The following is a 25371-nucleotide window of genomic DNA, read 5'->3' on the forward strand; positions in this document are numbered from 1 at the left end:
CATGCATCTGACAGGGTTTTAGCGAGCGGTCTACAATCAAATTGGTGCTGTCGATGGCCAATAATCAGGACTGATCCGGTACTGATTAGGAGAACTATCTAATGCTTCGAATGAGCAAGCTCGCCGATTACGGCACGGTCATGCTGGTGGCGATGGCGCGGGCGGCCGATGTCGTGCAAAGCGCAGGCGCGCTCGGCGACGCGACCGGCATTCCGGTGCCGACCGTTTCGAAGGTCATGAAGATGCTCGTGCGCGGTGGCCTGACCGTATCGCTGCGCGGCGCGAGCGGCGGCTATTTGCTGCGGCGTCCGGCGCAGCAGGTCACGCTTGCCGACATCGTTTCGGCCATAGATGGTCCGCTCGGCATCACCGAGTGCAGTGCCGTGCCGGGTCTGTGTCAGCAGGAACTCACGTGCGGCGCGCGTGCCAATTGGCAGAAGGTCAACCGCGTAGTGTTCGAGGCGCTGCGGCAAGTGTCGCTTGCCGACCTGGCCGGCCCGGTGTTGAGCGAAATCGACATCACCGCAATTCGTGCACGCGGTACCGCGGCGCAAACGGTCAGCCGCCGAGCGCCGACATCGAAAAACGGAGGTCATGCATGAGCACCACTGCATCCAGAATCGATCAGTTGATGAACCGCGAATACCAGCATGGGTTCGTCAGCGATGTGCGCTCCGAGACCTTGCCGCGCGGTTTGTCGGAAGAAATAATTCGGCAGATCTCGGCGAAAAAAGACGAGCCGCCGTTCATGCTCGAATGGCGCCTCGCCGCATACCGGCATTGGTTGACGATGAAAGAGCCGAGTTGGGCAACGGTCCGGCATTTGCCTATCGACTATCAGAACATCGCTTACTACTCGGCGCCGCACTCGCAAAAAGATCGCCCGAAAAGCCTCGATGAAGTCGACCCCGAACTGTTGCGCACCTACGAGAAGCTCGGCGTGCCGCTCAAGGAGCGCGAGTTGTTGGCGGGCGTTGCCGTGGACGCGGTATTTGACAGCGTATCGGTTGCAACGACTTTTCGCGAGCGGCTCGGCGCGCTCGGCATCATATTTTGTTCGTTCTCCGAAGCAGTTCGCGAACATCCTGAGCTTGTGCAGCAATACCTTGGCTCCGTTGTGCCGCACACCGACAACTTCTTCGCGGCGCTGAACTCGGCGGTGTTCAGCGATGGATCGTTTTGCTATATCCCGCCCGGCGTGCGTTGCCCGATGGAACTCTCGACGTACTTCCGGATCAACGCAAGCAACACCGGGCAGTTCGAGCGCACGCTGATCATTGCCGACAAAGGGGCCTACGTCAGCTACCTCGAAGGATGCACCGCGCCGATGCGAGACGAGAACCAACTGCATGCGGCCGTGGTCGAGTTGGTTGCGCTGGAGGGCGCGCAGATCCGCTATTCGACCGTACAAAACTGGTATCCGGGGGATGCGCAAGGCCGCGGGGGAATCTACAACTTCGTGACGAAGCGCGGCGATTGTCGCGAGGCAAACTCGAAGATTTCGTGGACGCAAGTCGAAACGGGCTCCGCGATCACCTGGAAATATCCGAGCGTGATCCTGCGTGGTGACAACGCGATAGGCGAGTTTTATTCCGTTGCATTGACGAACCACTATCAGCAGGCCGATACCGGCACGAAGATGATCCACCTCGGGCGCAACACGCGTAGCACGATCCTCTCCAAGGGCATTTCGGCGGGTTTTGGCAAGAATGCTTATCGTGGGCTCGTGAAGATCGGGCGCAATGCGGAGGGTGCGCGCAACTATACGCAATGCGATTCGCTGTTGCTCGGCAACCGCTGCAGTGCACATACGTTTCCGTACATCGAGGTGAAGAACCCGAGTGCGCATGTCGAGCATGAAGCGTCGACTTCGCGTATCGGCGAAGACCAGCTCTTCTATTGCAGACAGCGTGGCTTGTCGGAGGAAGACGCCGTCTCGATGATCGTCAACGGGTTTTGCAAGGAAGTGTTCAAAGAGTTGCCGATGGAGTTCGCGGTCGAGGCGCAAAAGCTGCTCGGCGTGAGCCTCGAAGGCAGCGTAGGCTGACAGGAATGACAACCATGCTCGAAATCAGCAATCTGAATGTGACAGTGGACGGCAAACCGATTTTGCGCGGCGTCGACCTGCATGTGAAAGCCGGCGAGGTCCACGCGATCATGGGGCCGAATGGATCGGGCAAGAGCACGCTCGCCCATGTGCTGGCTGGTCGCGATCATTACGTCGTGACCGATGGTTCGGTCCGCTACGGCGAGCAAGACTTGCTCGCGCTGTCGCCCGAGGAACGTGCGCGCGCCGGGGTGTTTCTGGCGTTTCAATACCCGGTCGAGATTCCGGGTGTCAGCAATGTCTATTTGCTCAAGGCGGCATTGAACGTGCAGCGTCGACAGCGCGGCGAGCCCGAACTCGACGCCGTGGAATTCCTGCAGCTCGTCAAGAGCAAGGTGGCGCTGATGCAAATGGACGAGAGCCTGCTTTATCGCGCCGTCAACGAGGGCTTTTCCGGCGGCGAAAAAAAGCGTAACGAGATTTTGCAGATGGCTGTGCTCGAACCGCGGCTTGCAATTCTCGACGAGGCTGATTCGGGGCTCGACATCGATGCGCTGCAAGTGGTGGCGAACGGCATCAATCGCCTGCGCCACCCCGATCGCGCGATCGTGCTCGTCACGCACTATCAACGGCTGCTCGACTACGTCGTCCCCGATTATGTCCACGTGCTGTCTGAAGGTCGCATCGTGAAATCGGGCACGCGTGAGTTGGCGCACGAGCTGGAGCGCAAGGGCTACGGTTGGTTGGCCGAGGGTACGGCTGCCTAGCGGACTAGAAAGCGGACTAGAAAGCGGACTCGAAATCGGATCGAGATCGGAATTGGAATCGAAATTGGGAGGCACAGCAATGAGCGAATCGACGCGCGACCATTATCGTCACGCTTTTCGCACGCTTGCCAAAGCCCTGCCGGGTGCCGAGTTGCCGTGGCTGCGCGCCGCGCGGCGTCATCAGTTCGAATACTTCGACGCGATGGGCTTTCCGACTACCCGGCTGGAGGACTGGAAATACACGGATGTCTCGCGCATCGCGGACCATCCGTGGCATTTCACATCGCCGCGTGGCGATGATGTCGATGTGTCGTCGATCGTCGACGATCTCGTGCTCGACGCGTCGGCAACGCGCGTTGTATTCGTGAACGGCCGCCACTCGCCGAAGCTGTCGCGCACACGCAATCTGCCCGACGGCGTATTCATCGGGAGCCTGACGCGAGCGCTGCGAGAGATTCCGGATCGGCTCGGGGCGTTGTTTTCGCGCCATGCGCCGCGCGACGGTTTCGAAGCATTGAACACGGCATTCCTGAGCGACGGATATATCGTCGTCCTGCCGCGCGGTTGCGTGCTGGCCGAGCCGCTGCAAATGCTTTTCGTCACAGATGAAGCGGGCTTGGCGATGCATTCGTTCAACGCGGTGCTGGCCGAGCAGGGTGCGCGTTGCACCGTCATCGAGCAGTTCGTCGGCATTGCCGACGACAGCTATCTGATGAATGCGGTGACGCGTATCGTGGCCGACGAGGCAGCCGATATCGAGCACTGCCGGATCCAACACGAGGCGCGGCGCGCCTACCATATCGGGCGAGTGCAACTGCTGCAAAGCCGCTCGAGCCACGTTGCCGCTCATTCATTCGCCTTCGGTGCGGCGCTTTCGCGCGTCGATGTCGATGTGCAGTTGCGCGGCACCGATGCGCGCACGGAACTCAACGGCCTCTATTTCGTGGGTGGACGGCAGCATGTCGATCATCACACATGCATCGACCACGAGTACCCCCGGTGCACGAGCCGCGAGTATTACCGCGGCGTGCTCGACGGTGCGGCGCACGGTGTGTTCAATGGACGCGTTGTCGTGCATCAAGGTGCGCAGCAAACCGACTCGCATCAGGGCAACCATAACTTGCTGTTGTCTCGCGATGCCGAAATCGATACAAAACCGCAGCTCGAAATCTACGCGGATGACGTCAAATGCACGCACGGAGCGACGGTGGGCCAGCTCGACGAAAATCAGCTCTTTTATCTGCGCGCCCGCGGCATCGACGAGCCGGTAGCGCGCGCGGCGCTCATGTGCGCATTCGCGCGCGACATCATCGAACGCGTGAGCGTAGCGAACGTGCGCGAGCGACTCACTCAGTTGCTGCTTGCGCGGATGCCGCAGGCCGAGCGCGTTCGGGAATGGATATGAAATATGAAAATGATCGAATCATTTAGGATTCCTGACGAAACCGCCGTGACGCAATGGCGCGGCGATTTCCCGATCCTCGCGCAGCAAGTACACGGCAAACCGCTCGTTTATCTCGACAACGGCGCGACGACTCAAAAGCCCGCGTCGGTCATCGAGGCGGAGCGGGCCTATTACATGCGGACGAACGCCAACGTGCACCGCGGTGTGCATCAGCTTTCGCAGCGCGCAACTGAGCACTACGAGGCAGCGCGTGCGCGCATTGCCCGCTTCATCAATGCGAAGCATCCAGAGGAAATCGTCTTCGTGCGGGGGACCACCGAAGCGATTAACCTCGTCGCGCAAAGCGATGTGCGAAGCCGGGTCGGTGCTGGCGACGAGATTCTGATCAGCGCGATGGAGCATCACTCGAACATCGTTCCTTGGCAGTTCGTTTGTGCGCAAACGGGTGCGCAACTGAAAGTCGTGCCGATCGACGACACCGGCACGCTCGATCTTGCCGCCTATGAACGCATGCTGGGCGAGCGCACACGTATCGTTGCGATTTCGCATATATCGAATGCGCTGGGCACGATCAACCCGGTCGCACGCATCGTTGAACTTGCTCGCGCGCGCGGGGTACCGGTGTTGCTCGATGGCGCTCAGGCCGTGGCGCATGCCCGGGTGGACGTTCAAGCGCTTGACTGCGATTTCTATGCATTTTCAGGGCACAAGGCTTACGGCCCGACCGGCATCGGCGTGCTCTATGCGAAGGCGAGCAGGCTCGAGGCCATGCCGCCCTGGCAGGGCGGAGGCGACATGATCCGGTCTGTGACGTTCGAAAAAACAGAGTACAACGCGATTCCATGGAAGTTCGAAGCCGGCACGCCGAATATCGCGGGTGCGATCGGGTTGGCGGCGGCGCTCGATTACATCGACGCAATCGGCATCGATGTGATCAGCACGCACGAAGCCGATCTGCTTGCTTATGCGACCGAGGCTGTGCGGCGCTTGCCGCAGGTACGGCTGATCGGCACCGCGCGCGAGAAAGCCGCGATCGTCTCGTTTGTACACGAGAGCATTCATGCGCACGACATCGGCTCGATTCTCGATCACGAGGGCGTGGCGGTTCGTGCAGGGCATCATTGCGCGATGCCGGTCATGCAGCGCTTCGGTGTGCCTGCGACGGTACGCGCTTCGTTTGCCCTTTACAACACGCGTGATGATGTCGATGCGCTGATACGTGCAATGGCGAAAGTGCAGGAGATATTCGACGCATGAGCGATTTGCGAGACCTCTATCAGGAAGTCATCTTCGATCACTATCGGCGCCCGCGTAACCGGGGCGTATTGCCTGGCGCGAACCACACCGCGCGAGGCCATAACCCGCTGTGCGGCGACGAGCTCACGCTTTACCTCGTCGTCGAGGACGGTATCGTCAAGGACGTGCGTTTCGAAGGACAGGGGTGTGCCATTGCGACCGCTTCCGCGTCGCTGATGACCGAAGCGCTCAAAGGCAAGAGCGAAGCGCAGGCCGAGGCGCTGTTCGGGCAATTCCATGACATGATCACCGCGCCTCCCGGCGCGCCCCGAGAGCTGTCCGATGCGCTGGGCAAGCTTGCGGCGCTATCGGGTGTGCGCGAGTTTCCCGCGCGCATCAAATGCGCAACGCTTGCGTGGCACACGCTGCGTGCCGCGTTGCATGAGGCGAGCGGGACCGTAACGGAAACGAAAACGATATCGACTGAATGACACCAGCGAGGTAAGCGACGATGGATGCGATCAAATGGCTCAAACAACGCGCCGATGCGGACCAATCGGAGCACGGCGTGCTCGAGCCGCGCGTCATAGAGGCGCTGCGTACGGTCTACGACCCGGAGATACCGGTGAACATCTACGATCTCGGGCTCGTCTACTCGCTGCAAGTCGACCAGGCGGCGGGACGGGTCGCCATCCGCATGACACTGACTGCGCCGGGTTGTCCTGTCGCGCAGACGTTCCCGACCACCGTTGAAGACGCGGTGCGCTCGGTCGCGGGCGTGAACGATGCAGTCGTTGAGTTGGTATGGGATCCGCCCTGGTCGAAAGAGCGGATTTCCGAGGCGGCACGGCTGCAACTGGGGCTGCTTTGACATGTCGGACTGGACCGATGTCACCTTGCTTGCCGATTTCCCACCGGGCTCGATGCGCCGTGTGGAGCTTGACGGCACGAACGTGGCTGTCTTCAATGTCGATGGTTCGTGCTATGCGATAGAAGACCTCTGCACGCATGACGGCGGCACATTGACGGGCGGCGCATTCACCGGCGATGTGATCGAATGCCCGCGTCACGGCGCACGGTTTTGCGTGCGCAACGGTAGGGTACTGAGCCCGCCCGCCTATGAAGACGTTCCGGTGTTTCCGGTAAGGATCGACGCGGGTAGGGTCCAGGTGCGCGACGCGCGATGGGACGACTTGGAAGGCTGATCGAGTAAGCACTGGCACTAGACGAATCGCAGGCATTGCAGGATGATGCGGGAAGGTCATAAACAGGGGCCATCATGAGCATGAGCACCTACGATACCAAGCTGGCCGCGCGCGACGTTGTTGCGATGGACACCATCAAGTTTGAATTTGAACGCCCTGACGGCTTCGACTTCAAGCCCGGGCAGGCGATCGACCTGGTGTTGCCCGAGGCCGGTGCGCCGCAACTTCGTCACACGTTTTCGATCGTCAATGCGCCGTTCGAAGACAACGTGACGATTGCGACACGTATGCGCGACAGCCCGTTCAAGCGGGCGCTCAAACTACTGGCGGTGGGTGCGCCCGTGCGCATTGAAGGGCCGTCCGGCTCGCTGGTATTGCACCAAGACACGAGACGGCCCGCCGTGCTGATCGCCGGCGGTATCGGCGTGACGCCTTTCATCAGCATGATCCGGCAGGCAGCTCACGACCAAGCGGCGCAATATTTATTGCTCGTGTATTGCAACCGGCGGCCCGAAGATGCGCCGTTTCTTTCGGAGCTCACCCCGCTCGAACGGCTCAATTCGAACTTCCGCCTGATGGCGACAATGACCAAGCCGGCCCAATCGAACATCCATTGGAACGGCAGGCGTGGCCCCATCGACGAGGCGTTGCTGCGTCAGGTGGCCGGCACAATGAGCGAGCCGATCTACTATCTCGCCGGCCCGCCCGGCATGGTCGATGCGATGCGCCAAACGCTGACCGATATCGGCGTTGCCGACCCTGCGATCCATAGTGAAGCGTTCTATGGATATTGATTAGCACTACGAAGCATCGTCAGCGTTCGTATCCGAGGATACTCCGCCATTGCGGTAACTCGCGCCTGCCCCGAATACAGCCTGCTTTCGCCGCTCGTCGAGCATGGTCAAGCCGACGACCGCTCGAAACACCGATGGCCGGGGGATCCTGTCATGCGCGAGCCTTAGAAGACCGATGAGTATCTGCACGGTTTCCTGGGCGTACTTGCGCGAAAGGTCAACCGCGCAGCCATGGATATCGACGGTCCATCTATCGTTATGGAGGTTCTCTACAAAAAGCTGTTTGATTTGCTCATTTTTAAAAAATAAGTGGGTATGTGAAACGTCGCGTTGCGCCGGGTCAGTGAGAAGGCTCTGTGGAACGAGATCGTAGACGTCATCCTTACGTTGGAGCGAAAGTCCGTTTTCAGCTTTATCGGTAACCGCTTTTGCTATAAGGTCAACGTCGAAATGATTCCTTAATATCTCCAGTACCTGGATACGGGCCGCCGTGGTGACTTCGCGGTCCGGCGAACGCAACACATCGAGGCTCAGATGGCCGAGCATTGCCAGTGATAATCGTTGCTCATTGCCATGGTTAAGCCGCGCCGTGTCTATGCGGGCGTCGCCGAATATTTTTTCTTCATTGAAGGTGCTCTTGACCTGCTCGAGCGCCTCTGGCGATCCATTCGCTGCGCGCAGCAGCGCCACGTAGGCAAGGTTGTATTGCTTCGCCAGGTCTAAATGGGTAGCGACAGCCGTTTGTTCAGAGATCCGTTCATTGCCCTGTTTTGACCCATCGGCGCTTATTTTGCGAACGTTGTAAAGATAGGGAAAAGCTTGAAGCCGGCGCGGAAATCGCAAGCCGAGCGGATTGTATGGCGAAGCAGGGCGGTCCTCGAACGTCTCGCGTAGCCGCAACACAGGAGGGTGTTGGTAGACCTCGTCCGGATAAGCGCCATCGGCAGGATATACGGCAGCAATCGCTGCCTCCAGGTCTGCGAAGTAACTTTCTTCAATGCCCGCATCGGTCACGTCGGCCGTTTTGCCAGGTGATGGTTTGCGCAGCCCATCAGGGTCGGCGCCCGCTCTGAACGACGCACCGGTGCGAGCGGCTGTACTTGCTTGGAATCGGTCATCGGGACGTCGTGCAGATGGCAATGGGGAGCTTGGAATACCCTCCTCGTCGCTGTTCCCAAAGATGGGCTCCCCGCCTGCACTGCCTGCTCCACCTACATTGCGTACCATGCCGCGCTGCTCCTATTACCCATTAATCGAGGGGTGTATAGATAGCAGGGATTCCGCAGATACGACGCTCGCTCAGCGAAGCCCGGGCACATCGTGCGAACTGAACGGGGTTCTACGTTTTACTGCGCGAGCCCGAGACGATACGTCGTGAGTTGCCGATAAGGTTTTTCGGGCGTCACGATCAAATGGTCGCGCTCGTCCATATTGATCTCATTCGGAAACGCGCCGGCCTCGAGGCAGAACCCCGCGTGGCGCTCGTAGCGGCACCCGTTGCGTCCGGCCACGCCGGTCAGATAATTTCCGGTATAGAACTGCAACCCGCGTTGGTCGGTGGCGACGCTCAATTCGCGGCCGCTGCCCGGATCATAAACGCGCGCAACCTGCCGCACCGGGCGCGCTTGCGTTTGCTCGCCGGGCAGGACATAGCAATGATCGAAGCCGCCGGCAAGCGAGAGCTGCGCATGCGGCCAATCGAGGCGCGCACCGATCGGAGCGCTTTGCCGGAAGTCGAAGGCGTTGCCGGCCACGAGTGATTCGCGACAGGGAATGAGCGCGGCGTCCACTTCCCAGAACCGGTCCGCATCGATCGACATCACATGTCCGCGAATATCGGCGCCGGCCTCGGCCGTCAGATTGAAGTAAGCGTGATTGGTCAGATTGATCGGCGTGGGTGCATCGGTGTTTGCTTCATAGTCGATCGTCAGCGTGCCCTCATCGCCGAGTGCATAGCGCACTGTCACGCTGACATGGGCGGGAAAGCCTCCTTCGCCTTCCTCCGACTCGAGCCGCATCACGAGGCCGCCATCTTCCTCTTCGACATCCCATCGTGCGCGATGAAACCCGGCGGCACCGCCGTGCAGCAGATTCGCGCCTTCGTTGCGATCGAGCAGGTATTCGATGCCGTCGAGCGTGAAGCGCGCGCGGGCGATGCGGTTGGCCCAGCGCCCGACGATAGCACCCATATACGCGCTCGATGCTAAGTAGTCCGAAGGATGATCGTGGCCGAGTAACACATCGCCGAGCCGGCCCGCGCGATCGGGCGCATGCCACGAAACAAGCGTTGCGCCGAGATCGCTGACGGCCACTTTCATCCCCTGCGCATTACGCAACGTGAAGAGCCGGATCGGCTCGCCGCCCGGCAGCGTGCCCCAGGGTTCGGAACTCAGTTTTGCTATGCAGTTCATGACGTCGTGAAGAAGAGTGATGTGATGATAAAAAAAGAATGCGTATGCGTACGAACGCTTGCCCACGTCAGCTCGGTTGAACCACACCGGCACTTGCGCGTTCCTGAAATTCGCGCGGTGTGCAGCCAAGCTCGCGGCGAAAAACAGCATGCATGTACTGCAGCGATGTGAAGCCGCACCGGATGGCGACCTCCGCGCTCGATACGTCGCGTCGAACGAGCAGCGTCTTCGCGGCATCGAGTTTTTGCCGCAGGATTTCCTGATGAATGGTGCACGCCAGCTCGCGGCGAAAATGCTCCTCGAGCGACGAGCGCGACACGCCGACATAATCCACGACCTGCTCGGTGCGAATGCCTTGACACGCGTATTGCCGAATGAAGTGGCGAGCGCGCGCCACGTACGGGCTCGCGATCGGGCGATGCTTCGTTGATTCGAGTACGTTGATGCCGACGGGCGGCACGAGAATGCGACGTCCGCCGAAACGCGCGCCGCGCAGCATCTGGTGCAACAGATGCGCGGCGGTGCGGCCCATTTCCTCGGTGCCCTGAATTACCGACGACAACGGAATACGCGTGAGCGTGCGCGCGAGCGGATCGTTGTCGATGCCGATGATCGCCACATCCTCGGGCACCGGAATACCGGCGATCAAGCACGCTTGCAGCAAATGCCGCGCACGCGCGTCGGTGACGGCGATGATGCCCACCGGCTTCGGCAGTGCTTGCAGCCAGTTTGTCAGTTGCTCGATGGCCTGATTCCACGTGGGTGCGCTCGTGGACAATCCGCGATAAATCTCCGCTTCGATCTGTTCGGGGCTTCGTCCATCACTCGCACGCAGGCGTGCAAAGGCGAGTTCGCGTTGATGCGACCACCGATTATTCGGCGAAAGCGGCAGGCTATAGCAAGCGAAATGCTGCAGGCCGGCACCGATCAAGTGCGTATAGGCGAGCGAAATGAGTTTCGCGTTATCGGTCGCAATGTAAGGAAGATCGAACGGGTACTGCGATGGGTCTTCGTAAGACGAGCCGACGGCCACGATCGGCAGCGGGCAGCCTTGCAGCGCTTCGCAGACGGCCGGATCATCGAAGTCGGCGATGATCCCATCGCCATCGAAGCGCTCGATGCCCGTCAGGCGGCAGCGAAAATCTTCCTCGAGAAAGACATCCCAGCCGATGCGCGTCGACAGCAGATAATTGCCCACGCCCGTGATGATTTCGCGGTCGTACACCTTATTCGCATTGAAAAGCAGGGCGATCCGATGCGCTTTCGGCGGCGTGTGCGGTTTTGTCATCGTCTCCTCTTGGGCGGGGCGGGGACGGATATCCGCCAGCCGCCATCTATTTGACCTTCTCTCGATCGCGTCGATCTCCGCGATTTTAGGCGCGAATAGCCGATTCGCGTAACACGCCGTTGCGCACCGGCGAGAAACGTTATGGCCCGTGCGCAATTTCGTAATTGTCGGGCAACGGACGGCGCGGCAGTATGGCGTCACTTCCAAGCCGGGCGTGGCGCTGATTGCATCAAGCATTGTCCGCGCTGCCGAAGCCGCACGAATCGCCCGACGTCGGTGATTACCCGAATATAAAACAGGAGTGAGACATGAAATCAGCAACGCGTCGTTCGTTGGTGGCCTCGCTGTTATGCACGGCGATAGTCGCCGGTCTTTCGCTGGCTACGCCGGCTGCCTACGCGAGCAAAGCCCATCCGGAAATCGGTTTTTGCATCGACGATCTGCGCGTCGAGCGGTGGTCGCGCGATCGCGACTATTTCGTCGCGGCAGCGAAGCAATTGGGCGCAACCGTATCGGTTCAATCGGCCGATGCCAGCGAAGCGCGTCAAATCTCGCAGATTGAAAACCTGATTTCGCGCGGTGTCGATGTCATCGTCATTGTGCCGTTCAACTCGAAGACGCTCGGCAATGTCGTGGCCGAAGCGAAAAAAGCGGGCATCAAGGTCATTTCTTACGATCGGCTGATTCTCGATGCCGATGTCGATGCCTACATTTCGTTCGATAACGAGAAGGTCGGCGAACTGCAAGCACAGGGCGTTTTCAACGCCCAGCCGAAGGGCAATTACTTCCTGCTCGGCGGTGCTCCGACTGACAACAACGCCAAGATGCTGCGCGAAGGGCAGTTGAAGGTGCTCAAGCCGGCCATCGATCGGGGCGATATCAAGGTCGTCGGTCAGCAATGGGTGCCCGAATGGAGCGCATCGAACGCGTTGCGTATCGTCGAAGACGCGCTGACGGCCAATAACAACAAAATCAGCGCGATTGTGGCGTCGAATGACGGCACGGCCGGCGGTGCGATCCAGGCGCTTGCAGCCCAGCATCTCGCGGGCAAGGTGCCCGTTTCGGGCCAGGATGCGGATCTCGCGGCGGTCAAGCGCGTGATGGCTGGCACGCAGACGATGACGGTCTACAAGCCGATCAAGCAGATCGCCGGCGAGGCGGCGAAGCTCGCCGTGCAACTGGCCAACGGCGAGAAACCGGCCTATAACGCGCAATATGACAACGGCAAGAAAAAGGTCGATACCATCCTGCTGCAACCGGTGCTGCTGACGAAGAGCAATACCGACGTCGTGGTGAAGGACGGCTTCTACACGCAAGCGCAGCTGTCCGGTCAATAACGACGAAGCACGCGCGCAACGTTGCCCGCCCGTCGAGAACACGTTCACTCACGTCGACGAATGCGGGCAACGTTGTGCGCTTTTCGAGCGGGAACTTCGAATGGCGCAACCTCTTTTGGCCATGAAAGGCATCGTCAAGGCATTTTCGGGCGTGAAAGCGCTCGATGGCATCGACCTCAGGGTAGCGCCCGGCGAATGCGTTGGCCTTTGCGGCGAAAATGGTGCGGGCAAGTCAACGCTGATGAAGGTGCTGTCGGGTGTCTATCCGCACGGCACGTGGGACGGCAGCATCGTGTGGGATGGCGCGGAACTCGTCGCGAGCAGCGTGCGCGACACCGAACGCGCGGGCATCGTCATCATTCACCAGGAATTAATGCTGGTGCCGGAGCTTTCGGTTGCCGAAAACATCTTTCTGGGCAACGAAATCACGCTGCCCGGCGGGCGGATGAACTACGCGGCGATGTATCAACGCGCGGACGAACTGCTGCGCGGGCTTGGCATTCATGGCATCAACGTCGCGCAGCCCGTCATGAACTACGGTGGCGGTCATCAACAGTTGATCGAAATTGCGAAGGCGCTGAACAAGAAGGCGCGCCTATTGATTCTCGATGAGCCGTCTTCCTCTTTGACCGCGCCCGAGACACGCATCCTGCTCGACATCGTGCGCGACTTGAAGCGGCGTGGGGTGGCATGCGTTTATATCTCGCATAAGCTCGATGAAGTCGAGGCGATCTGCGACACGATCACCGTGATTCGCGACGGCCGGCATATTGCCACCGAGCCGATGCGCTCGCTGTCGACCGAGCGGATCATCGCGTTGATGGTGGGCCGCGAAATCAGCAACCTTTTCGAGCGCGAGCCGCATGACATCGGCGAGGTGGTTTTCGAAGCGCGTAACGTGAGCTGTCTCGATGTGACGAACCCGCGCCGCAAACGCGTGGACGATGTTTCGTTTAGTGTGCGCCGCGGCGAGATTCTCGGCGTAGCAGGGCTCGTCGGATCAGGCCGCACCGAGTTGATGTCGGCCATCTTCGGCGCTTATCCGGGCACGAGCACGGCACAGGTCCTGCTCGAGGGCCGAGCGTTGACGATTCGTTCGCCCGCTGACGCCATTCGCGCCGGCATCGCGATGGTGCCCGAGGACCGCAAACGGCACGGAATAGTGCCGCAGCTTTCAGTGGGTCACAACATCACGCTGGCCGTATTGCAGCGTTTCTCGAAGCGCGGCGCGCTCGACGCCGCAGCCGAACTCGATACGATCCACAGCGAGATGAAGCGGCTGTCGGTGCGCGCGGCGCACCCGATGCTGTCGATTGCCAGCTTGTCGGGCGGCAATCAGCAAAAAGCCGTATTGACGCGCATGCTGCTCACGCACCCGAAGGTGCTGATTCTCGATGAGCCGACGCGCGGTGTCGACGTCGGCGCGAAGTACGAAATCTACAAGCTGATCTTTCAGCTCGCCAAACGCGGTATGGCCATCATCGTCGTGTCGTCGGAATTGCCCGAGGTGCTTGGCCTCAGTGACCGCGTGCTCGTCATCGGCGAGGGTGAATTGCGTGGCGACTTTGTCAACGATGGGCTCACGCAAGAACAAATCATGACCGCCGCGATTCAGCCTGCGAGGCACGCGGCGACGTCGAACGAGGTGAATGCAGCATGACTCCCGATACGATTACTTCGCGCTCGACGGGCGCATCCGCCGAGCGCGCTCTGGGCAGCGCTGAGCGCATCAAGCAATTGTTTGCGCGCTACAAGATTCTCGCGCTGCTGTTGGCGGTCGCCGTGATCTGGATTTTCTTCTCGGTACTCACGCAGGGCGCGTTCGCCACGCCGCGCAATCTGTCGAACCTGCTGCGTCAAATGGCAATCAGCGGCACGCTCGCGTGCGGCATGGTGTTCATCATCATCGCCGGCGAAATCGATCTGTCGGTTGGCTCGTTGCTGGGCTTGTTGGGCGGCGTTGCTGCCATTCTCGATGCAAACCGGCATTGGCCGATCGGCCTGACCGTGCCGGTTGTGCTGATACTCGGCATCGTGGCGGGGCTTTTCAACGGATGGCTGGCCACTTATCGGTGCGTGCCGTCGTTCATCGTCGGGCTAGGCGGCATGCTGGCCTATCGCGGCGTGCTGCTCGGTGTGACAGGCGGCTCGACGATCGCACCGGTCTCCGATCCGTTCGTCTTTATCGGTCAAGGCTATTTGCCGCGCTGGGGCGGCGATGCGCTCGCGGTCATTTTGTTCGGACTCCTAACGATGTTGACGGTGCGTCATCGCAGCAATCGGCGCCGCTACGAACTGCCGGTGCTGCCGCTTTGGCAGGACGTCGCCAAGGTTGTCGCCGCAGGGGCGATGTTGGCGGTGTTCGTCGCCGTGCTCGACAGTTATGGCGGCATTCCGGTGCCTGTTCTGCTGGTGTTGGCATTGCTCGGTATCTTCACGTGGATTGCCACGCAAACGGTGTTCGGGCGACGCATCTATTCGGTGGGCTCCAACCTGGAGGCCACTCGGCTGTCCGGCGTTGATACCAACCGGGTGAAGCTCGTCGTCTTCGCGCTGATGGGGCTCATGTGCGCGTTCGCCGGCATAGTCAATACGGCACGGCTGGCTGCAGGTTCGCCTTCGGCCGGCACGATGGGCGAGCTCGACGCCATCGCGGCATGCTTTATCGGCGGCACGTCGATGCGCGGCGGTTCGGGCACGGTCTATGGCGCGCTGATTGGCGCGCTCGTGATGGCAAGCCTCGATAACGGCATGTCCATGCTCGACGTGGACGCCTACTGGCAGATGATCGTCAAGGGCAGCATCCTCGTGCTGGCGGTGTGGATCGACGTCGTGTCGGGATCGAATCGGCGCTAGCGGCGGCGTGTGATGCGCGAGCGGGTCTCCCGCATTTTCACGTCTTTGCATTTTGATTAGCAGTACTAATGAATTCGCCACAAACTGGATCGAGTATGTCGTACGCAATTTATCCGAGTCTCACCGGCAAGTCGGTCGTGGTAACCGGAGGCGGCAGCGGCATTGGTGCTGCCATCGTCGAAGCATTTGCGCGACAAGGTGCGCGCGTGTCGTTTATCGATGTTGCCGAAAGCGAATCGCGCGAACTTCAAACGAGGTTGGAGGGTTGTGCCTATGCGCCGCGTTTTTATCGCTGCGACTTGCGCGACATCGACGCAATCGATTGCGTGTTCAACGAGATCGATACACTGGCCGGGCCGATCGAAGTACTCGTGAACAACGCGGCCAACGACGATCGACACACGTTCGAAGAGGTCGCACCTGCCTACTGGGACGATCGCATCGCCGTGAATCTGCGCCATCAGTTTTTTTGCGCGCAGCGCGCGGCGGCCGGCATGAAACGCGCAGGCAAAGGCGTCATTCTGAATCTCGGCTCGATCTCCTGGCATCTGGCGTTGCCGAATCTCTCGATCTATCTCACCGCGAAGGCCGGCGTGGAAGGCATGACGCGCGGCTTGGCGCGCGACCTTGGCCGCAGCGGTATCCGCGTCAATGCCATCGTCCCCGGCGCTGTGCGCACGCCGCGTCAAATGCAACTGTGGCAGTCGCCCGATACCGAGACGAAGCTGATCGGAGATCAATGTTTGCCGCAACGGATCGAACCCGAACATGTCGCGCGCATGGCGCTTTTTCTTGCATCCGACGACGGCGAGCGCTGCTCGGGGCGCGAGTATTTCGTCGATGCGGGCTGGTACGGCGCATGAAGCCGATCGAGCCATTATGCGTGTGGCCGGTACAGGCGGAGCTGGGCGAGGGGCCGTTATGGGTCGCCGATGAGGGGGCCGTTTATTTTGTCGATATCAAGTGCCGCCATGTGCATCGGCTTGCGCTTGCAACGGGTGAGCAGCAGACGTGGGACGCACCGGCTCAGCCCGGCTTTATCGTGGCGGCCTCGGACCGTGCGTTTGTCTGCGGACTGAAAGGCGGCTTGCACCGGTTCGACCCGCGCGATGGTACCTTCACCAAGCTGCTTGAAGTCGAGCGCGAGCGGCCCGGCAATCGCCTGAACGACGGGTTTGTAGATGCGAAAGGGCGGCTGTGGTTCGGTTCGATGGACGACGCGGAGCGCGCGCGGAGCGGGCGGCTATATCGCCTCGATGCGAGCGGTGCGCTCGCTGCCGCGGACGATGGCTATGTTGTGACGAACGGGCCCGCCACGAGCCCCGACGGGCGCACGCTCTATCACACCGACACCTTCGCTCGCACGATCTATGCATTCGACTTGCACGACGATGGCACGCTCACGGGCAAGCGCGTATTCGCCGTCATTTCGCGCGGCGGGTATCCCGACGGAATGGCGGTCGACGAAGAGGGCTGCGTATGGGTTGCGTTGTTCGGCGGCGGGCGGATCGAACGGTTGGGCGCCGATGGACGTCTGGTGGCAACGATCGCGTTTCCGTGCGATAACGTGACGAAGCTCGCATTCGGCGGCGACGACTTGCGCACCGTTTATGCAACGACCGCCTGCAAAGGATTGACGCCCGATGCGCGGGCTCGACAACCGCTCGCGGGTGGATTGTTCGCGTTTCGCTCACCGAGCGCGGGTCTATCCGCCGCGACGTTCAACGTACCGACTTTCGCTTGAATTTTTTATCATGACGACAACGCCCGACACGCCTTCACCCACAGCGCCAGCAAGAAGGCTGCGCAGCCAGAAATGGTTCGACGACCCAGCGCATGCTGACATGACCGCACTCTATGTCGAGCGCTTCATGAACTATGGGCTCACGCGTGAGGAATTGCAGTCGGGGCGCCCGATCATTGGCATCGCGCAAACCGGCAGCGATCTCGCGCCGTGCAACCGGCATCATCTCGAACTTGCGCAACGCACGAAAGCCGGTATTCGCGATGCGGGCGGTATTCCGATGGAGTTTCCCGTTCATCCGCTTGCCGAACAGTCGCGTCGCCCGACTGCCGCGCTCGATCGCAATCTTGCTTACCTCGGGCTCGTCGAGATCCTGCACGGCTTTCCGCTCGATGGGGTCGTCCTGACAACCGGTTGCGACAAGACAACGCCGGCGTGTCTGATGGCGGTGGCGACCGTCGACATGCCGGCGATCGTACTCTCGGGCGGCCCGATGCTCGACGGTTGGTTTCAAGGCAAGCGCGTAGGCTCGGGCACCGTGATCTGGCACGCGCGCAACTTGCTCGCTGCGGGCGAGATCGACTACGAAGGGTTTATGGCGCTGACGGTCGCGGCGTCGCCGTCGGTTGGGCACTGCAACACGATGGGCACGGCGCTCTCGATGAACTGCTTGGCCGAAGCGCTCGGCATGTCGTTGCCCGGTTGCGCCTCGATTCCTGCCGCGTATCGCGAGCGCGGTCAGATGGCCTATGCGACGGGCAAGCGCATGGTCGAGCTCGTGCACGACGATGTGCGTCCGTCGCATATCATGACGCGCGAGGCGTTCGAAAATGCGATCGTCGTCGCGTCCGCACTCGGGGCATCGAGCAACTGCCCGCCGCATCTGATCGCCATCGCGCGGCACATGGGCATCGAATTGAGCCTTGTCGATTGGCAGCGGCTTGGCGAAGACGTGCCACTCGTCGTCAACTGCATGCCGGCCGGTGAGTATCTTGGCGAGAGCTTTCATCGTGCTGGCGGTGTGCCGGCCGTGCTGCGGCAACTCGGCGAAGCGGGTTTGCTGCACACGCAATGCGCGACTGTCTCGGGGCGTGCGATCGGCGAAATCGCGCGAAGCGCCGCCGCCGCCGATGGCGATGTCATTCACCCATGTGCGGCGCCGCTCAAGCAGCGCGCAGGCTTCATCGTGCTGTCGGGCAACTTCTTCGATAGCGCGATCATGAAGATGTCGGTGGTCGGGGATGGTTTTCGCAAAACCTATTTGAGCGAGCCGGGTGCCGAAAACAGCTTCGAAGCGCGCGCCATCGTTTTTGACGGCCCGGAGGATTATCACACCCGCATCGACGACCCATCGCTTGAAATCGACGAACACTGCATTCTTGTCATACGGGGTGTCGGCACAGTCGGTTATCCGGGTAGTGCGGAGGTGGTCAATATGGCGCCGCCGGCGGCGCTCGTCAAACAAGGTATCGAGTCCTTGCCTTGCATGGGCGACGGCCGACAAAGCGGTACGTCGGCGAGCCCGTCGATTCTGAACATGTCGCCCGAAGCGGCGGTGGGCGGCGGCCTGGCGTTGTTGCGCAGCGGCGATCGCATCCGCGTGGATCTGAATGCACGCCGCGTCGAGGTGCTGATCGACGAGGCGGAGCTTGCGCGGCGTCGCGAGGAGACTGCCGCCACGCAGGTGCCCGAATCACAAACACCTTGGCAGGAGATTTATCGCCAGATGGTCGGGCAATTATCGACGGGCGGATGCTTGGAGCCGGCGACGCTCTATTTGAAAGTCATCGAAACACGCGGCGACCCGCGCCATTCGCACTGAGCGTATTGACGGCACGGGCGTCGGGGGATGTTCAATTGGCGGACCCGTTCGCGCGTTTTGCGGCATGATATTCAGCTTGCGACGAGGCAAGGAGCATGCTGTGGAGAGACCACCGTCGAGGCTGCCCGGCGAGCCAGTCAACGAGGGCAGGATGCCGGCCGTCATCGCGAGGGTCGTCTTGCCGCTCGCCGTCCTCATTTCGTTCGCAGTCCTAATCTTTGTGCGCGTGGCCTCGGCGTGGGGTCTTGGCAGCGGGTCGGTGCTCAGCTATCACGGCGCTGCCAACCGTAGCGGGCAATATGTGATGCAAGGCCTGACATGGGAAAGCGCCGCCGGGTTGCATCGGGACGGTGCGTTCGATGGAACGATCGAAGGCCATGTTTATGCGCAGCCGCTTTACTGGCATCCGCCCGGTGCGAAGGTCGGCCTGTTGATCGTCGTAACTGAGTCGAACGTCGTCTATGCGTTGAACGCAACGACGGGCGTCGTCGTCTGGAAAAAGGCGCTGGCTGAACCGGCGCGGCGTGCGGACTTGCCATGCGGCAACATCGATCCGCTCGGGATGACGGGCACACCGGTCATCGATCCCACGAAAGGTGCGCTTTATGTCGACGCGATGGTGCGCGACGGGCAGCACTTGAAACACTTCGTCTACGGGCTGTCGCTGCGCGATGGCGCGGTGCTGCAAGGTTGGCCCGTTGATATTGCCGCGGGTCTGAAAGCGCGCGGTATGGCGTTCGATGCACGGGTGCAGAATCAGCGCGCCGCGTTGATGCTCGCAGGCGGCCGACTTTACGTGCCGTATGGCGGCCACACTGGCGATTGCGGCGGTTATCGCGGCTGGGTGGTCGGTGTCGAACTCGATAAGCCAACGGTTGCCGGGGCGTGGCATACGCGCGGCGTCAACGGCGGTATTTGGGCGCCGGCAGGTATGAGCGCCGCTGACAGTCAACTGTTCGTCACGACAGGTAACACGCGCGGAGCAACGTCGTGGGCCGACGGCGAGGCCGTCGTTCGCCTTCGGCGCGACAAGCTCGCGCCTGCACGTTCTGACGATCCACAAGACTTTTTCGCGCCCGCGAACTGGCGGCACTTGGACACCAATGACCTGGATCTTGGTGGCATGGGTGCATTGCCGCTCGACGTTCGCTCGCGGCGCCTGATGATCGCGCTCGGCAAAGACGGCAAGGCTTATCTACTCGATCGCGACAATCTGGGCGGAGTCGGCGGTGCACTCGATGTCAGCGACGTATCGCGTGCGCCGATCGTGGGGGCGATGGCCGCATGGACAGCGGGGGAAACCGCGTTCGTCGCATTCAGCGATATGCGGCCGTTGTCTTCGTGCGGCGGTAATGGGAGCAACGGTGGGCTTACCGTGCTGCGGATCGACGGCGCTGGGAAGCGTGCCGTGAAGCCGGCTTGGTGTCGCCCGCTCGACGGCGTCGGCAGCCCGATCACGACCACCAGCGATGGCCATGATGACCGCATTGTCTGGGTGGTTGGCGCGGAGGGCGATAACCGGCTTCATGGCTTTAAAGCTGATACGGGAGACTCGGTGTTCGCAGGCGATCGCCAAGAGGACAGCATGCCCGGGCTCAGGCACTTCGTGACTATCGTCGCCGCGAACGAGCGTCTTTATGTAGCCGGCGATGGCAAGGTCTATGCGTTCACGTTTGGGAAATAGGATCGCGAACGCAATTTGACCTACGCTGCGAAACGCGGTATAGTTTCGTTCTCTGACGCGGGGTGGAGCAGTCTGGCAGCTCGTCGGGCTCATAACCCGAAGGTCGTAGGTTCAAATCCTACCCCCGCAACCAACGATTCTCGCAAAACCCCGGCCTTCCGAAAGGAGGCCGGGGTTTTGCGTTGGTGCGAACAATCGCGAGGTCAAATGAAATTCGGGTTGAGAGCATTAGCCGTTATCGCGTTGGCGTTTTACATCGCAAAGCTCGGCTACTCCTGGACATGGATCGAGCGCTTATTCAACAGTCCGCAAGGTAGCCGCGTCTACGTTGTGCTAGCGAATCTATTCGGTGTCAACGGCCCGGAGCAGGGCGATACGCTCGTGATGTGTGTTTTTCTGGCGATGTCGTTTTTGTTGGCCGTAATCGTCGTATGGGGCATCTGTCGATACCTGTCGCCACTGATGCGCGAACTGTTTGCGAGACGGCGCGACCGTCGGAACGGTACGTAGGGGGCGGGGCGCTTCTCGCAAAGCGGTGACGAAACCCATGTAACCTACTTGCGACCACGGACCGGCCGTACGACAAATCGATATACGGCCCACACTGTAACGCAGGCTGCCGCAAGAGCGATGACGAAATAAACCAGCAATAACAACGTTTCGCCTTCGTCGGCATTGTGTGCGTTAACCAGCCCGGCAAGAAGAAAATACGCCTTTTGGCCGGCCGGGCTCTTCCGCATCTCGTCTATCGAGTCGGATAGGTAGATGAGTCGCAGGTACACGTACGTAAGCCCGACCACGAAGGCGGTGCGCAATGCGTATTTCATTGGACCTCCACTACGCCGTAGTATCGGATCTTCGTGTTTGGAATGACGCTCGGCGGTAGTGAAAGCAGCAAGGATCGAAGTGCGTTGAACCGCCACCGTTCGGTGAGGGTAATACATCCTTCGCTCAAACGTTGGCGCCCTGCAGGATGGAGGCGGAAGCCATCCCTGCGCACGCCGTTGACGATCACCCAATCATCTAACGGGCGCGTGACTGGGTGGAGCGAAAACCATTCATGCCTATGCGAATTGCTGAATTCATCCAGGATGGGATCGCGAAGCCACCCAAGTCGACCACCGCTCTGGCGCGCGATGATGTAGTAGCGTCCTTTCGGAATTGGGCCTGCCTTGGCAAGTGCTGTGTCTTCTGGCTTATTTTCGTGACCGACATCTCCCGAAAAAGCGGGGAAACGCTGGCCATTGCAAACTAGTGCGCTTATTGGTTGGCCGTTCAGGGAGAACGTGCATTGTGCCGACATGTTCGGGTGCCCTCGGATTTATTAATATTAGGAACGAAAGGATAGCAAACCGGATCTCGCCTTGGGTGCAATTGAGCGGGCGTCTGGATGCAGTCTTTCGCGCCGCAGGGCGCGGAGCCTCGGCCTGCATTAAAGCTGCCTGTCTCGTTTTACTGGACTTAGAGTTCCCGCTCGGTTGGATTCGCGCTCAAACCGAGAGCGCGGATGCATAAGTGCGACGCTAAAGCGATATCGGCCGCTCGCGAAGTCGAGCTCGATTCTCCGAATTCGCGCCACATTTGTCACTCCCTCCCTTCGGCGTTCAGCGTCAATACTATCGACGAACGACAACGAGCGACCCATTGCGAATGCTCGCTCACGGTTCAGACTCAAGATGCACGAGTGAGCATTCGCCGATATTCGGAGATTTCAAAAGCCATGACTACATCAGTCGAAAACGATGGACAGCCTGCGATGCACACACCACCGATCGTATCGTCGCAAGAATGGCAGGCGGCGCACGCGAATTTACTCGTGAAGGAAAAAGCGCTGATGCGCGCCCGCGATGCACTGGCCGCTGAGCGCCGGCGCATGCCGTGGCTGGCTGTGCCCAAGGACTACACGTTCGACGGACCGCAAGGCAAGGTCAGCCTGCGCGACTTGTTCGCGGGCCGGCGTCAGCTAATCGTGTATCGCGCGTTCTATGAACCAGGGGTGTTCGGATGGCCGGAGCACGCGTGCCGGGGCTGCTCGATGGTGGCCGACCAAGTCGCCCACGTCGCCCATCTGAACGCCCGCGACACCACACTTGTCTTCGTCTCGCGCGCCCCCCAGGCAGACATCGCGCGGCTCAAGGCGCATATGGGTTGGACGATGCCGTGGTTCACGATCACCGACGACTTCGACGCTGACTTCGACGTGGCGGAGTGGCACGGCACGAACGTGTTCTATCGCGATGGCGATCAAGTGTTTCGTACATACTTCATCAACAATCGCGGCGACGAGCAGATGGGCGGCACCTGGAACTACCTCGACATCACCCCGCTCGGGCGGCAGGAGCTTTGGGAAGATTCTCCGGAAGGCTATCCGCAGACGCCGACCTACAAGTGGTGGAATTGGCACGACAGCTATGTCGCCGACGCACCGCCCGACAAGAAGTGGGTCGAAGTGTCGGACGCGGGAGAGGCGGCGTTCCGCAAGCAGCACGCGAGCAGCTAGCGATGAGCGAGGCCTGCTCAGGTCGACACGACAGCGGCGCGATCGCGCGGAGCACGGCGCTGAAGATGACAGACATATTGGCCTTCGCCGCATCGCCAACCTTCGCCATCATGGCGCTTCTGACCGGCGTGATGGGCGGCGGGCCGATGGAAACGATCTGCTCGACCGCGCACGCATCGCCGCTAAATGGGATGGTCACGATGTATCTGCTGATGAGCGCCTTCCACGCAAGCCCTTGGCTGAAGCTGATCCGCACCCGCACGCATACCCGCACTCGCCGGTCGCACTAAGCGGCGAAACGATCGTACGCGGCCCCGTCACGCCATGCGCGTGACGGGGCCGCAGCCTTTGCTATGCCCCCCATAAAGAAGCCTAAAGCCGAGCGCGACGCGGCCGATATACGGTCATCCAGGCAGTCGCCGCGGCGCCGACGAGCAGTGCCTTTTTCGAGGCTCCTCGCTTGACGACGATCCATCCGCGCGCACCCGCCCCGTTAATTCTTCGGCTAACCCGACGGGACTGTTTTTGCTTCGTAGTACTAACTAACGACTGCTGCGATGTTCTATTGCAAGTCCTCTCATGCGACCGAAGAAGTTCAATCGCCTTAACAGAGGTGTGCGTGTTCCGTCTCGATGGGCGGTTTCACAGGCGCCGCATGCGTATTACTAGAGGACGCACCATGAATTGGTTTCGCAACCTGAAAATCGCTCGTCGACTGATGATGTTGAATCTTGTCGCCGCGCTGGCGTTATTCGCGATCACGGGCTTCGGCATCTATCAGACGCGCCATGTCTACCAGGCGGCTAGCTATTCCACCGAAAATACGGTGCCGAGTGTGCTCACGCTCGATCGCGCAGCCGATGCGCTCGGCGCCGCGCGCATATTGATGGGCAAATATGTTTCAGCAGCCGATGCACAAGCGGCGAAGACCGTCGCGGATGCAATCGACCAACAGCATGCAAAGGCCGCTGCGGAGTTTGCGAAATACGAGCAACTGCTTTCCGATGAGAAAGACCGCGCGTTGCTCGCGGCCGATCGGGCGGCTGTCGCCGAAGCAGAGCAAGTGCGCGCGCAAGTCATCGCGTTGGCAGGCGAAGGAAAGAAGCAGGAAGCCGACGACCTCATCGGCACGCGGCTGGCCGATGCCGTGCAGCGCGCGAGTGCCGCTATCGATGCACACCGTTCATACAATGCCGAACTCGGCAAACAAGGCGCTGCCAATGCGGCGCGTATCATCAGCGAGGCCGAATCGCTGGAGGCGGTGAGCGCGGTGGTCGTGCTGTGCGGGGTGCTCGTGCTGGCGGCTTTCGTAGCACGTTCGATCACGCAACCGCTGAATGAAGCGATGGCCTTCGCGCACAACGTCGCGAGCGGTGATCTGACGCATCGTATCGTTGCTACGACGTCCGACGAAACGGGCCAACTGCTGAGCACGCTCGGGCAGATGAGCGAGAGTCTCAAGCAAGTGGTAAGCCAAGTCCGTTCGGGCAGTGAAACGATTGCGACGGCGACGTCGCAAATCGCTTCGGGCAACCTCGATCTGTCCTCGCGCACCGAGCAGCAGGCGTCGTCGTTGCAACAAACCGCGTCGAGCATGGAGGAGCTGACTTCGACCGTGCGCCTGAACGCCGAAAACGCGCAGCAGGCAAGTGCGTTGGCCTCGAATGCATCGGACGTCGCGCAAAAGGGTAGCTCAGTGGTTGGGCGCGTGGTCGAGACGATGACGCAGATCAGCGATCGCTCCACCAAAATCGCGGACATTACGGGCATCATCGAAGGCATCTCGTTCCAGACCAACATCCTTGCTCTTAATGCAGCCGTCGAAGCGGCGCGTGCTGGCGAGCAGGGCCGCGGCTTCGCGGTGGTGGCAAGCGAAGTGCGAAGCCTCGCGCAACGTTCGTCGAGCGCGGCCAAAGAGATCAAGGAACTCATTGCGGCTTCGGTGCAGACGGTGCGAGACGGCTCGGCGCTCGCCGGCGACGCAGGCAATACGATGGCCGAGGTCACCAATGCGATCGCCCGCGTGACCGACATCATGGGCGAGATCGCAGCGGCATCGGGCGAGCAAAGCCGCGGGATCGAACAGATCGGCGTGGCAATTGCGCAGATGGATGAGGTCACGCAGCAAAATGCCGCGCTCGTGGAAGAAGCCGCTGCAGCGTCGCAGTCGCTCGACGAGCAAGGCCGACAACTGAGTGCGGCGGTTGCATTCTTTAATCTCGCTGGCACAAAGGCGATTTGACGCGTGAGTTGACGTGCTGCTTGAAATAAACAC

25 protein-coding genes and 1 tRNA gene are annotated in these 25371 nt (G+C 60.7%); 21 read left to right on the forward strand and 5 right to left on the reverse strand.

What is annotated here, in order from left to right; genetic code table 11:
• Nucleotides 1-101 precede the first annotated feature (101 nt).
• From ACSQ20_RS07285 to ACSQ20_RS07325, 9 genes are all read left to right on the forward strand, one after another.
• Complete coding sequence (locus ACSQ20_RS07285) at nt 102-602, forward strand: SUF system Fe-S cluster assembly regulator (protein WP_436018480.1); 501 nt, start codon at nt 102-104, stop codon at nt 600-602.
• Complete coding sequence (sufB, locus tag ACSQ20_RS07290) at nt 599-2047, forward strand: Fe-S cluster assembly protein SufB (RefSeq protein WP_436018481.1); 1449 nt, start codon at nt 599-601, stop codon at nt 2045-2047. The genes ACSQ20_RS07285 and sufB overlap by 4 nt, the downstream gene beginning before the upstream one ends.
• A gap of 14 nt (nt 2048-2061) precedes the next feature.
• Nucleotides 2062-2814, forward strand: coding sequence for a Fe-S cluster assembly ATPase SufC (gene sufC, locus ACSQ20_RS07295; protein WP_436022969.1), 753 nt, complete (start codon nt 2062-2064; stop codon nt 2812-2814).
• A 79-nt stretch (nt 2815-2893) separates the two neighbouring features.
• The gene (gene sufD / locus ACSQ20_RS07300; RefSeq protein WP_436018482.1) at nt 2894-4219 is read left to right on the forward strand and encodes a Fe-S cluster assembly protein SufD; all 1326 of its coding nucleotides are present in this window, start codon (nt 2894-2896) and stop codon (nt 4217-4219) included.
• 3 nt (nt 4220-4222) lie between these two features.
• On the forward strand, nt 4223-5476 hold the full coding sequence (locus tag ACSQ20_RS07305; protein WP_436018483.1) for a SufS family cysteine desulfurase: 1254 nt from the start codon (nt 4223-4225) through the stop codon (nt 5474-5476).
• Nucleotides 5473-5946 (forward strand): Fe-S cluster assembly sulfur transfer protein SufU, encoded by a 474-nt coding sequence (gene sufU, locus ACSQ20_RS07310; protein ID WP_436018484.1) that lies wholly within the window; start codon nt 5473-5475, stop codon nt 5944-5946. Before ACSQ20_RS07305 ends, sufU begins: the two co-directional genes overlap by 4 nt.
• A 20-nt stretch (nt 5947-5966) precedes the next feature.
• Nucleotides 5967-6326 carry an SUF system Fe-S cluster assembly protein gene (locus ACSQ20_RS07315; RefSeq protein ID WP_436018485.1) on the forward strand — a complete coding sequence of 120 codons (360 nt, stop codon included), beginning with the start codon at nt 5967-5969 and terminating at the stop codon, nt 6324-6326.
• Between the two features lies 1 nt (nt 6327).
• Nucleotides 6328-6660 (forward strand): non-heme iron oxygenase ferredoxin subunit, encoded by a 333-nt coding sequence (locus tag ACSQ20_RS07320; protein ID WP_436018486.1) that lies wholly within the window; start codon nt 6328-6330, stop codon nt 6658-6660.
• A 74-nt stretch (nt 6661-6734) separates the two neighbouring features.
• The gene (locus tag ACSQ20_RS07325; protein WP_436018487.1) at nt 6735-7454 is read left to right on the forward strand and encodes a ferredoxin--NADP reductase; all 720 of its coding nucleotides are present in this window, start codon (nt 6735-6737) and stop codon (nt 7452-7454) included.
• Between the two features lie 6 nt (nt 7455-7460).
• Here the strand turns inward: ACSQ20_RS07325 and ACSQ20_RS07330 are convergent, their stop codons facing one another.
• From ACSQ20_RS07330 to ACSQ20_RS07340, 3 genes are all read right to left on the reverse strand, one after another.
• A complete protein-coding gene (locus ACSQ20_RS07330) occupies nt 7461-8681 on the reverse strand; it encodes a hypothetical protein (RefSeq protein ID WP_436018488.1) in 1221 nt (406 codons plus the stop codon).
• Between the two features lie 119 nt (nt 8682-8800).
• Nucleotides 8801-9865 carry an aldose epimerase family protein gene (locus ACSQ20_RS07335; protein WP_436018489.1) on the reverse strand — a complete coding sequence of 355 codons (1065 nt, stop codon included), beginning with the start codon at nt 9863-9865 and terminating at the stop codon, nt 8801-8803.
• Nucleotides 9866-9932: 67 nt separating this feature from the next.
• Nucleotides 9933-11153, reverse strand: coding sequence for a XylR family transcriptional regulator (locus ACSQ20_RS07340; RefSeq protein WP_436018490.1), 1221 nt, complete (start codon nt 11151-11153; stop codon nt 9933-9935).
• Nucleotides 11154-11461: 308 nt separating this feature from the next.
• Here ACSQ20_RS07340 and xylF point away from each other — a divergent pair, with 308 nt between their 5' ends.
• From xylF to ACSQ20_RS07385, 9 genes are all read left to right on the forward strand, one after another.
• Nucleotides 11462-12490 (forward strand): D-xylose ABC transporter substrate-binding protein, encoded by a 1029-nt coding sequence (xylF, locus tag ACSQ20_RS07345; RefSeq protein ID WP_436018491.1) that lies wholly within the window; start codon nt 11462-11464, stop codon nt 12488-12490.
• Nucleotides 12491-12590: 100 nt separating this feature from the next.
• The gene (gene xylG, locus ACSQ20_RS07350) at nt 12591-14150 is read left to right on the forward strand and encodes a D-xylose ABC transporter ATP-binding protein (protein WP_436018493.1); all 1560 of its coding nucleotides are present in this window, start codon (nt 12591-12593) and stop codon (nt 14148-14150) included.
• A complete protein-coding gene (locus tag ACSQ20_RS07355) occupies nt 14147-15346 on the forward strand; it encodes a sugar ABC transporter permease (protein ID WP_436018495.1) in 1200 nt (399 codons plus the stop codon). The genes xylG and ACSQ20_RS07355 overlap by 4 nt, the downstream gene beginning before the upstream one ends.
• Before the next feature lie 95 nt (nt 15347-15441).
• Entirely contained in the window at nt 15442-16209 is a 768-nt protein-coding gene (locus ACSQ20_RS07360) for an SDR family NAD(P)-dependent oxidoreductase (RefSeq protein ID WP_436018497.1), read from the forward strand.
• Nucleotides 16206-17090, forward strand: coding sequence for an SMP-30/gluconolactonase/LRE family protein (locus ACSQ20_RS07365; RefSeq protein ID WP_436018500.1), 885 nt, complete (start codon nt 16206-16208; stop codon nt 17088-17090). Before ACSQ20_RS07360 ends, ACSQ20_RS07365 begins: the two co-directional genes overlap by 4 nt.
• 10 nt (nt 17091-17100) lie before the next feature.
• On the forward strand, nt 17101-18912 hold the full coding sequence (locus ACSQ20_RS07370; RefSeq protein ID WP_436018502.1) for an IlvD/Edd family dehydratase: 1812 nt from the start codon (nt 17101-17103) through the stop codon (nt 18910-18912).
• Between the two features lie 100 nt (nt 18913-19012).
• Nucleotides 19013-20596 (forward strand): outer membrane protein assembly factor BamB family protein, encoded by a 1584-nt coding sequence (locus ACSQ20_RS07375; RefSeq protein ID WP_436018504.1) that lies wholly within the window; start codon nt 19013-19015, stop codon nt 20594-20596.
• A 56-nt stretch (nt 20597-20652) separates the two neighbouring features.
• Nucleotides 20653-20729, forward strand: a tRNA-Met gene (locus tag ACSQ20_RS07380).
• Between the two features lie 74 nt (nt 20730-20803).
• Entirely contained in the window at nt 20804-21106 is a 303-nt protein-coding gene (locus tag ACSQ20_RS07385; protein WP_436018506.1) for a hypothetical protein, read from the forward strand.
• 44 nt (nt 21107-21150) lie between these two features.
• Here ACSQ20_RS07385 and ACSQ20_RS07390 read toward each other — a convergent pair whose 3' ends face one another.
• Nucleotides 21151-21423, reverse strand: a complete 273-nt coding sequence (locus ACSQ20_RS07390; RefSeq protein WP_436018508.1) for a hypothetical protein — start codon at nt 21421-21423, stop codon at nt 21151-21153.
• Nucleotides 21420-21899: a DUF2778 domain-containing protein gene (locus ACSQ20_RS07395; RefSeq protein WP_436018510.1), complete on the reverse strand. Its 480-nt coding sequence runs from the start codon at nt 21897-21899 to the stop codon at nt 21420-21422. Before ACSQ20_RS07395 ends, ACSQ20_RS07390 begins: the two co-directional genes overlap by 4 nt.
• A 417-nt stretch (nt 21900-22316) precedes the next feature.
• Here ACSQ20_RS07395 and ACSQ20_RS07400 point away from each other — a divergent pair, with 417 nt between their 5' ends.
• From ACSQ20_RS07400 to ACSQ20_RS07410, 3 genes are all read left to right on the forward strand, one after another.
• A complete protein-coding gene (locus ACSQ20_RS07400) occupies nt 22317-23096 on the forward strand; it encodes a DUF899 domain-containing protein (RefSeq protein WP_436018512.1) in 780 nt (259 codons plus the stop codon).
• A gap of 2 nt (nt 23097-23098) precedes the next feature.
• Nucleotides 23099-23386, forward strand: a complete 288-nt coding sequence (locus ACSQ20_RS07405) for a hypothetical protein (protein WP_436018514.1) — start codon at nt 23099-23101, stop codon at nt 23384-23386.
• 389 nt (nt 23387-23775) lie between these two features.
• Nucleotides 23776-25338 carry a methyl-accepting chemotaxis protein gene (locus ACSQ20_RS07410; RefSeq protein ID WP_436018516.1) on the forward strand — a complete coding sequence of 521 codons (1563 nt, stop codon included), beginning with the start codon at nt 23776-23778 and terminating at the stop codon, nt 25336-25338.
• Nucleotides 25339-25371: the final 33 nt, after the last annotated feature.

Origin of the sequence: Trinickia sp. LjRoot230, from assembly GCF_964253315.1 — a bacterium.
GTDB lineage: Bacteria > Pseudomonadota > Gammaproteobacteria > Burkholderiales > Burkholderiaceae > Trinickia.

What these genes read in the sequence shown, in the direction of transcription:
- ACSQ20_RS07285 (WP_436018480.1), top strand. Translation starts at nt 102, where the DNA reads ATGCTTCGAATGAGCAAGCTCGCCGATTACGGCACGGTCATGCTGGTG.
- sufB (WP_436018481.1), top strand. Translation starts at nt 599, where the DNA reads ATGAGCACCACTGCATCCAGAATCGATCAGTTGATGAACCGCGAATAC.
- sufC (WP_436022969.1), top strand. Translation starts at nt 2,062, where the DNA reads ATGCTCGAAATCAGCAATCTGAATGTGACAGTGGACGGCAAACCGATT.
- sufD (WP_436018482.1), top strand. Translation starts at nt 2,894, where the DNA reads ATGAGCGAATCGACGCGCGACCATTATCGTCACGCTTTTCGCACGCTT.
- ACSQ20_RS07305 (WP_436018483.1), top strand. Translation starts at nt 4,223, where the DNA reads ATGAAAATGATCGAATCATTTAGGATTCCTGACGAAACCGCCGTGACG.
- sufU (WP_436018484.1), top strand. Translation starts at nt 5,473, where the DNA reads ATGAGCGATTTGCGAGACCTCTATCAGGAAGTCATCTTCGATCACTAT.
- ACSQ20_RS07315 (WP_436018485.1), top strand. Translation starts at nt 5,967, where the DNA reads ATGGATGCGATCAAATGGCTCAAACAACGCGCCGATGCGGACCAATCG.
- ACSQ20_RS07320 (WP_436018486.1), top strand. Translation starts at nt 6,328, where the DNA reads ATGTCGGACTGGACCGATGTCACCTTGCTTGCCGATTTCCCACCGGGC.
- ACSQ20_RS07325 (WP_436018487.1), top strand. Translation starts at nt 6,735, where the DNA reads ATGAGCATGAGCACCTACGATACCAAGCTGGCCGCGCGCGACGTTGTT.
- ACSQ20_RS07330 (WP_436018488.1), bottom strand. Translation starts at nt 8,681, where the DNA reads ATGGTACGCAATGTAGGTGGAGCAGGCAGTGCAGGCGGGGAGCCCATC.
- ACSQ20_RS07335 (WP_436018489.1), bottom strand. Translation starts at nt 9,865, where the DNA reads ATGAACTGCATAGCAAAACTGAGTTCCGAACCCTGGGGCACGCTGCCG.
- ACSQ20_RS07340 (WP_436018490.1), bottom strand. Translation starts at nt 11,153, where the DNA reads ATGACAAAACCGCACACGCCGCCGAAAGCGCATCGGATCGCCCTGCTT.
- xylF (WP_436018491.1), top strand. Translation starts at nt 11,462, where the DNA reads ATGAAATCAGCAACGCGTCGTTCGTTGGTGGCCTCGCTGTTATGCACG.
- xylG (WP_436018493.1), top strand. Translation starts at nt 12,591, where the DNA reads ATGGCGCAACCTCTTTTGGCCATGAAAGGCATCGTCAAGGCATTTTCG.
- ACSQ20_RS07355 (WP_436018495.1), top strand. Translation starts at nt 14,147, where the DNA reads ATGACTCCCGATACGATTACTTCGCGCTCGACGGGCGCATCCGCCGAG.
- ACSQ20_RS07360 (WP_436018497.1), top strand. Translation starts at nt 15,442, where the DNA reads ATGTCGTACGCAATTTATCCGAGTCTCACCGGCAAGTCGGTCGTGGTA.
- ACSQ20_RS07365 (WP_436018500.1), top strand. Translation starts at nt 16,206, where the DNA reads ATGAAGCCGATCGAGCCATTATGCGTGTGGCCGGTACAGGCGGAGCTG.
- ACSQ20_RS07370 (WP_436018502.1), top strand. Translation starts at nt 17,101, where the DNA reads ATGACGACAACGCCCGACACGCCTTCACCCACAGCGCCAGCAAGAAGG.
- ACSQ20_RS07385 (WP_436018506.1), top strand. Translation starts at nt 20,804, where the DNA reads ATGAAATTCGGGTTGAGAGCATTAGCCGTTATCGCGTTGGCGTTTTAC.
- ACSQ20_RS07390 (WP_436018508.1), bottom strand. Translation starts at nt 21,423, where the DNA reads ATGAAATACGCATTGCGCACCGCCTTCGTGGTCGGGCTTACGTACGTG.
- ACSQ20_RS07395 (WP_436018510.1), bottom strand. Translation starts at nt 21,899, where the DNA reads ATGTCGGCACAATGCACGTTCTCCCTGAACGGCCAACCAATAAGCGCA.
- ACSQ20_RS07400 (WP_436018512.1), top strand. Translation starts at nt 22,317, where the DNA reads ATGACTACATCAGTCGAAAACGATGGACAGCCTGCGATGCACACACCA.
- ACSQ20_RS07405 (WP_436018514.1), top strand. Translation starts at nt 23,099, where the DNA reads ATGAGCGAGGCCTGCTCAGGTCGACACGACAGCGGCGCGATCGCGCGG.
- ACSQ20_RS07410 (WP_436018516.1), top strand. Translation starts at nt 23,776, where the DNA reads ATGAATTGGTTTCGCAACCTGAAAATCGCTCGTCGACTGATGATGTTG.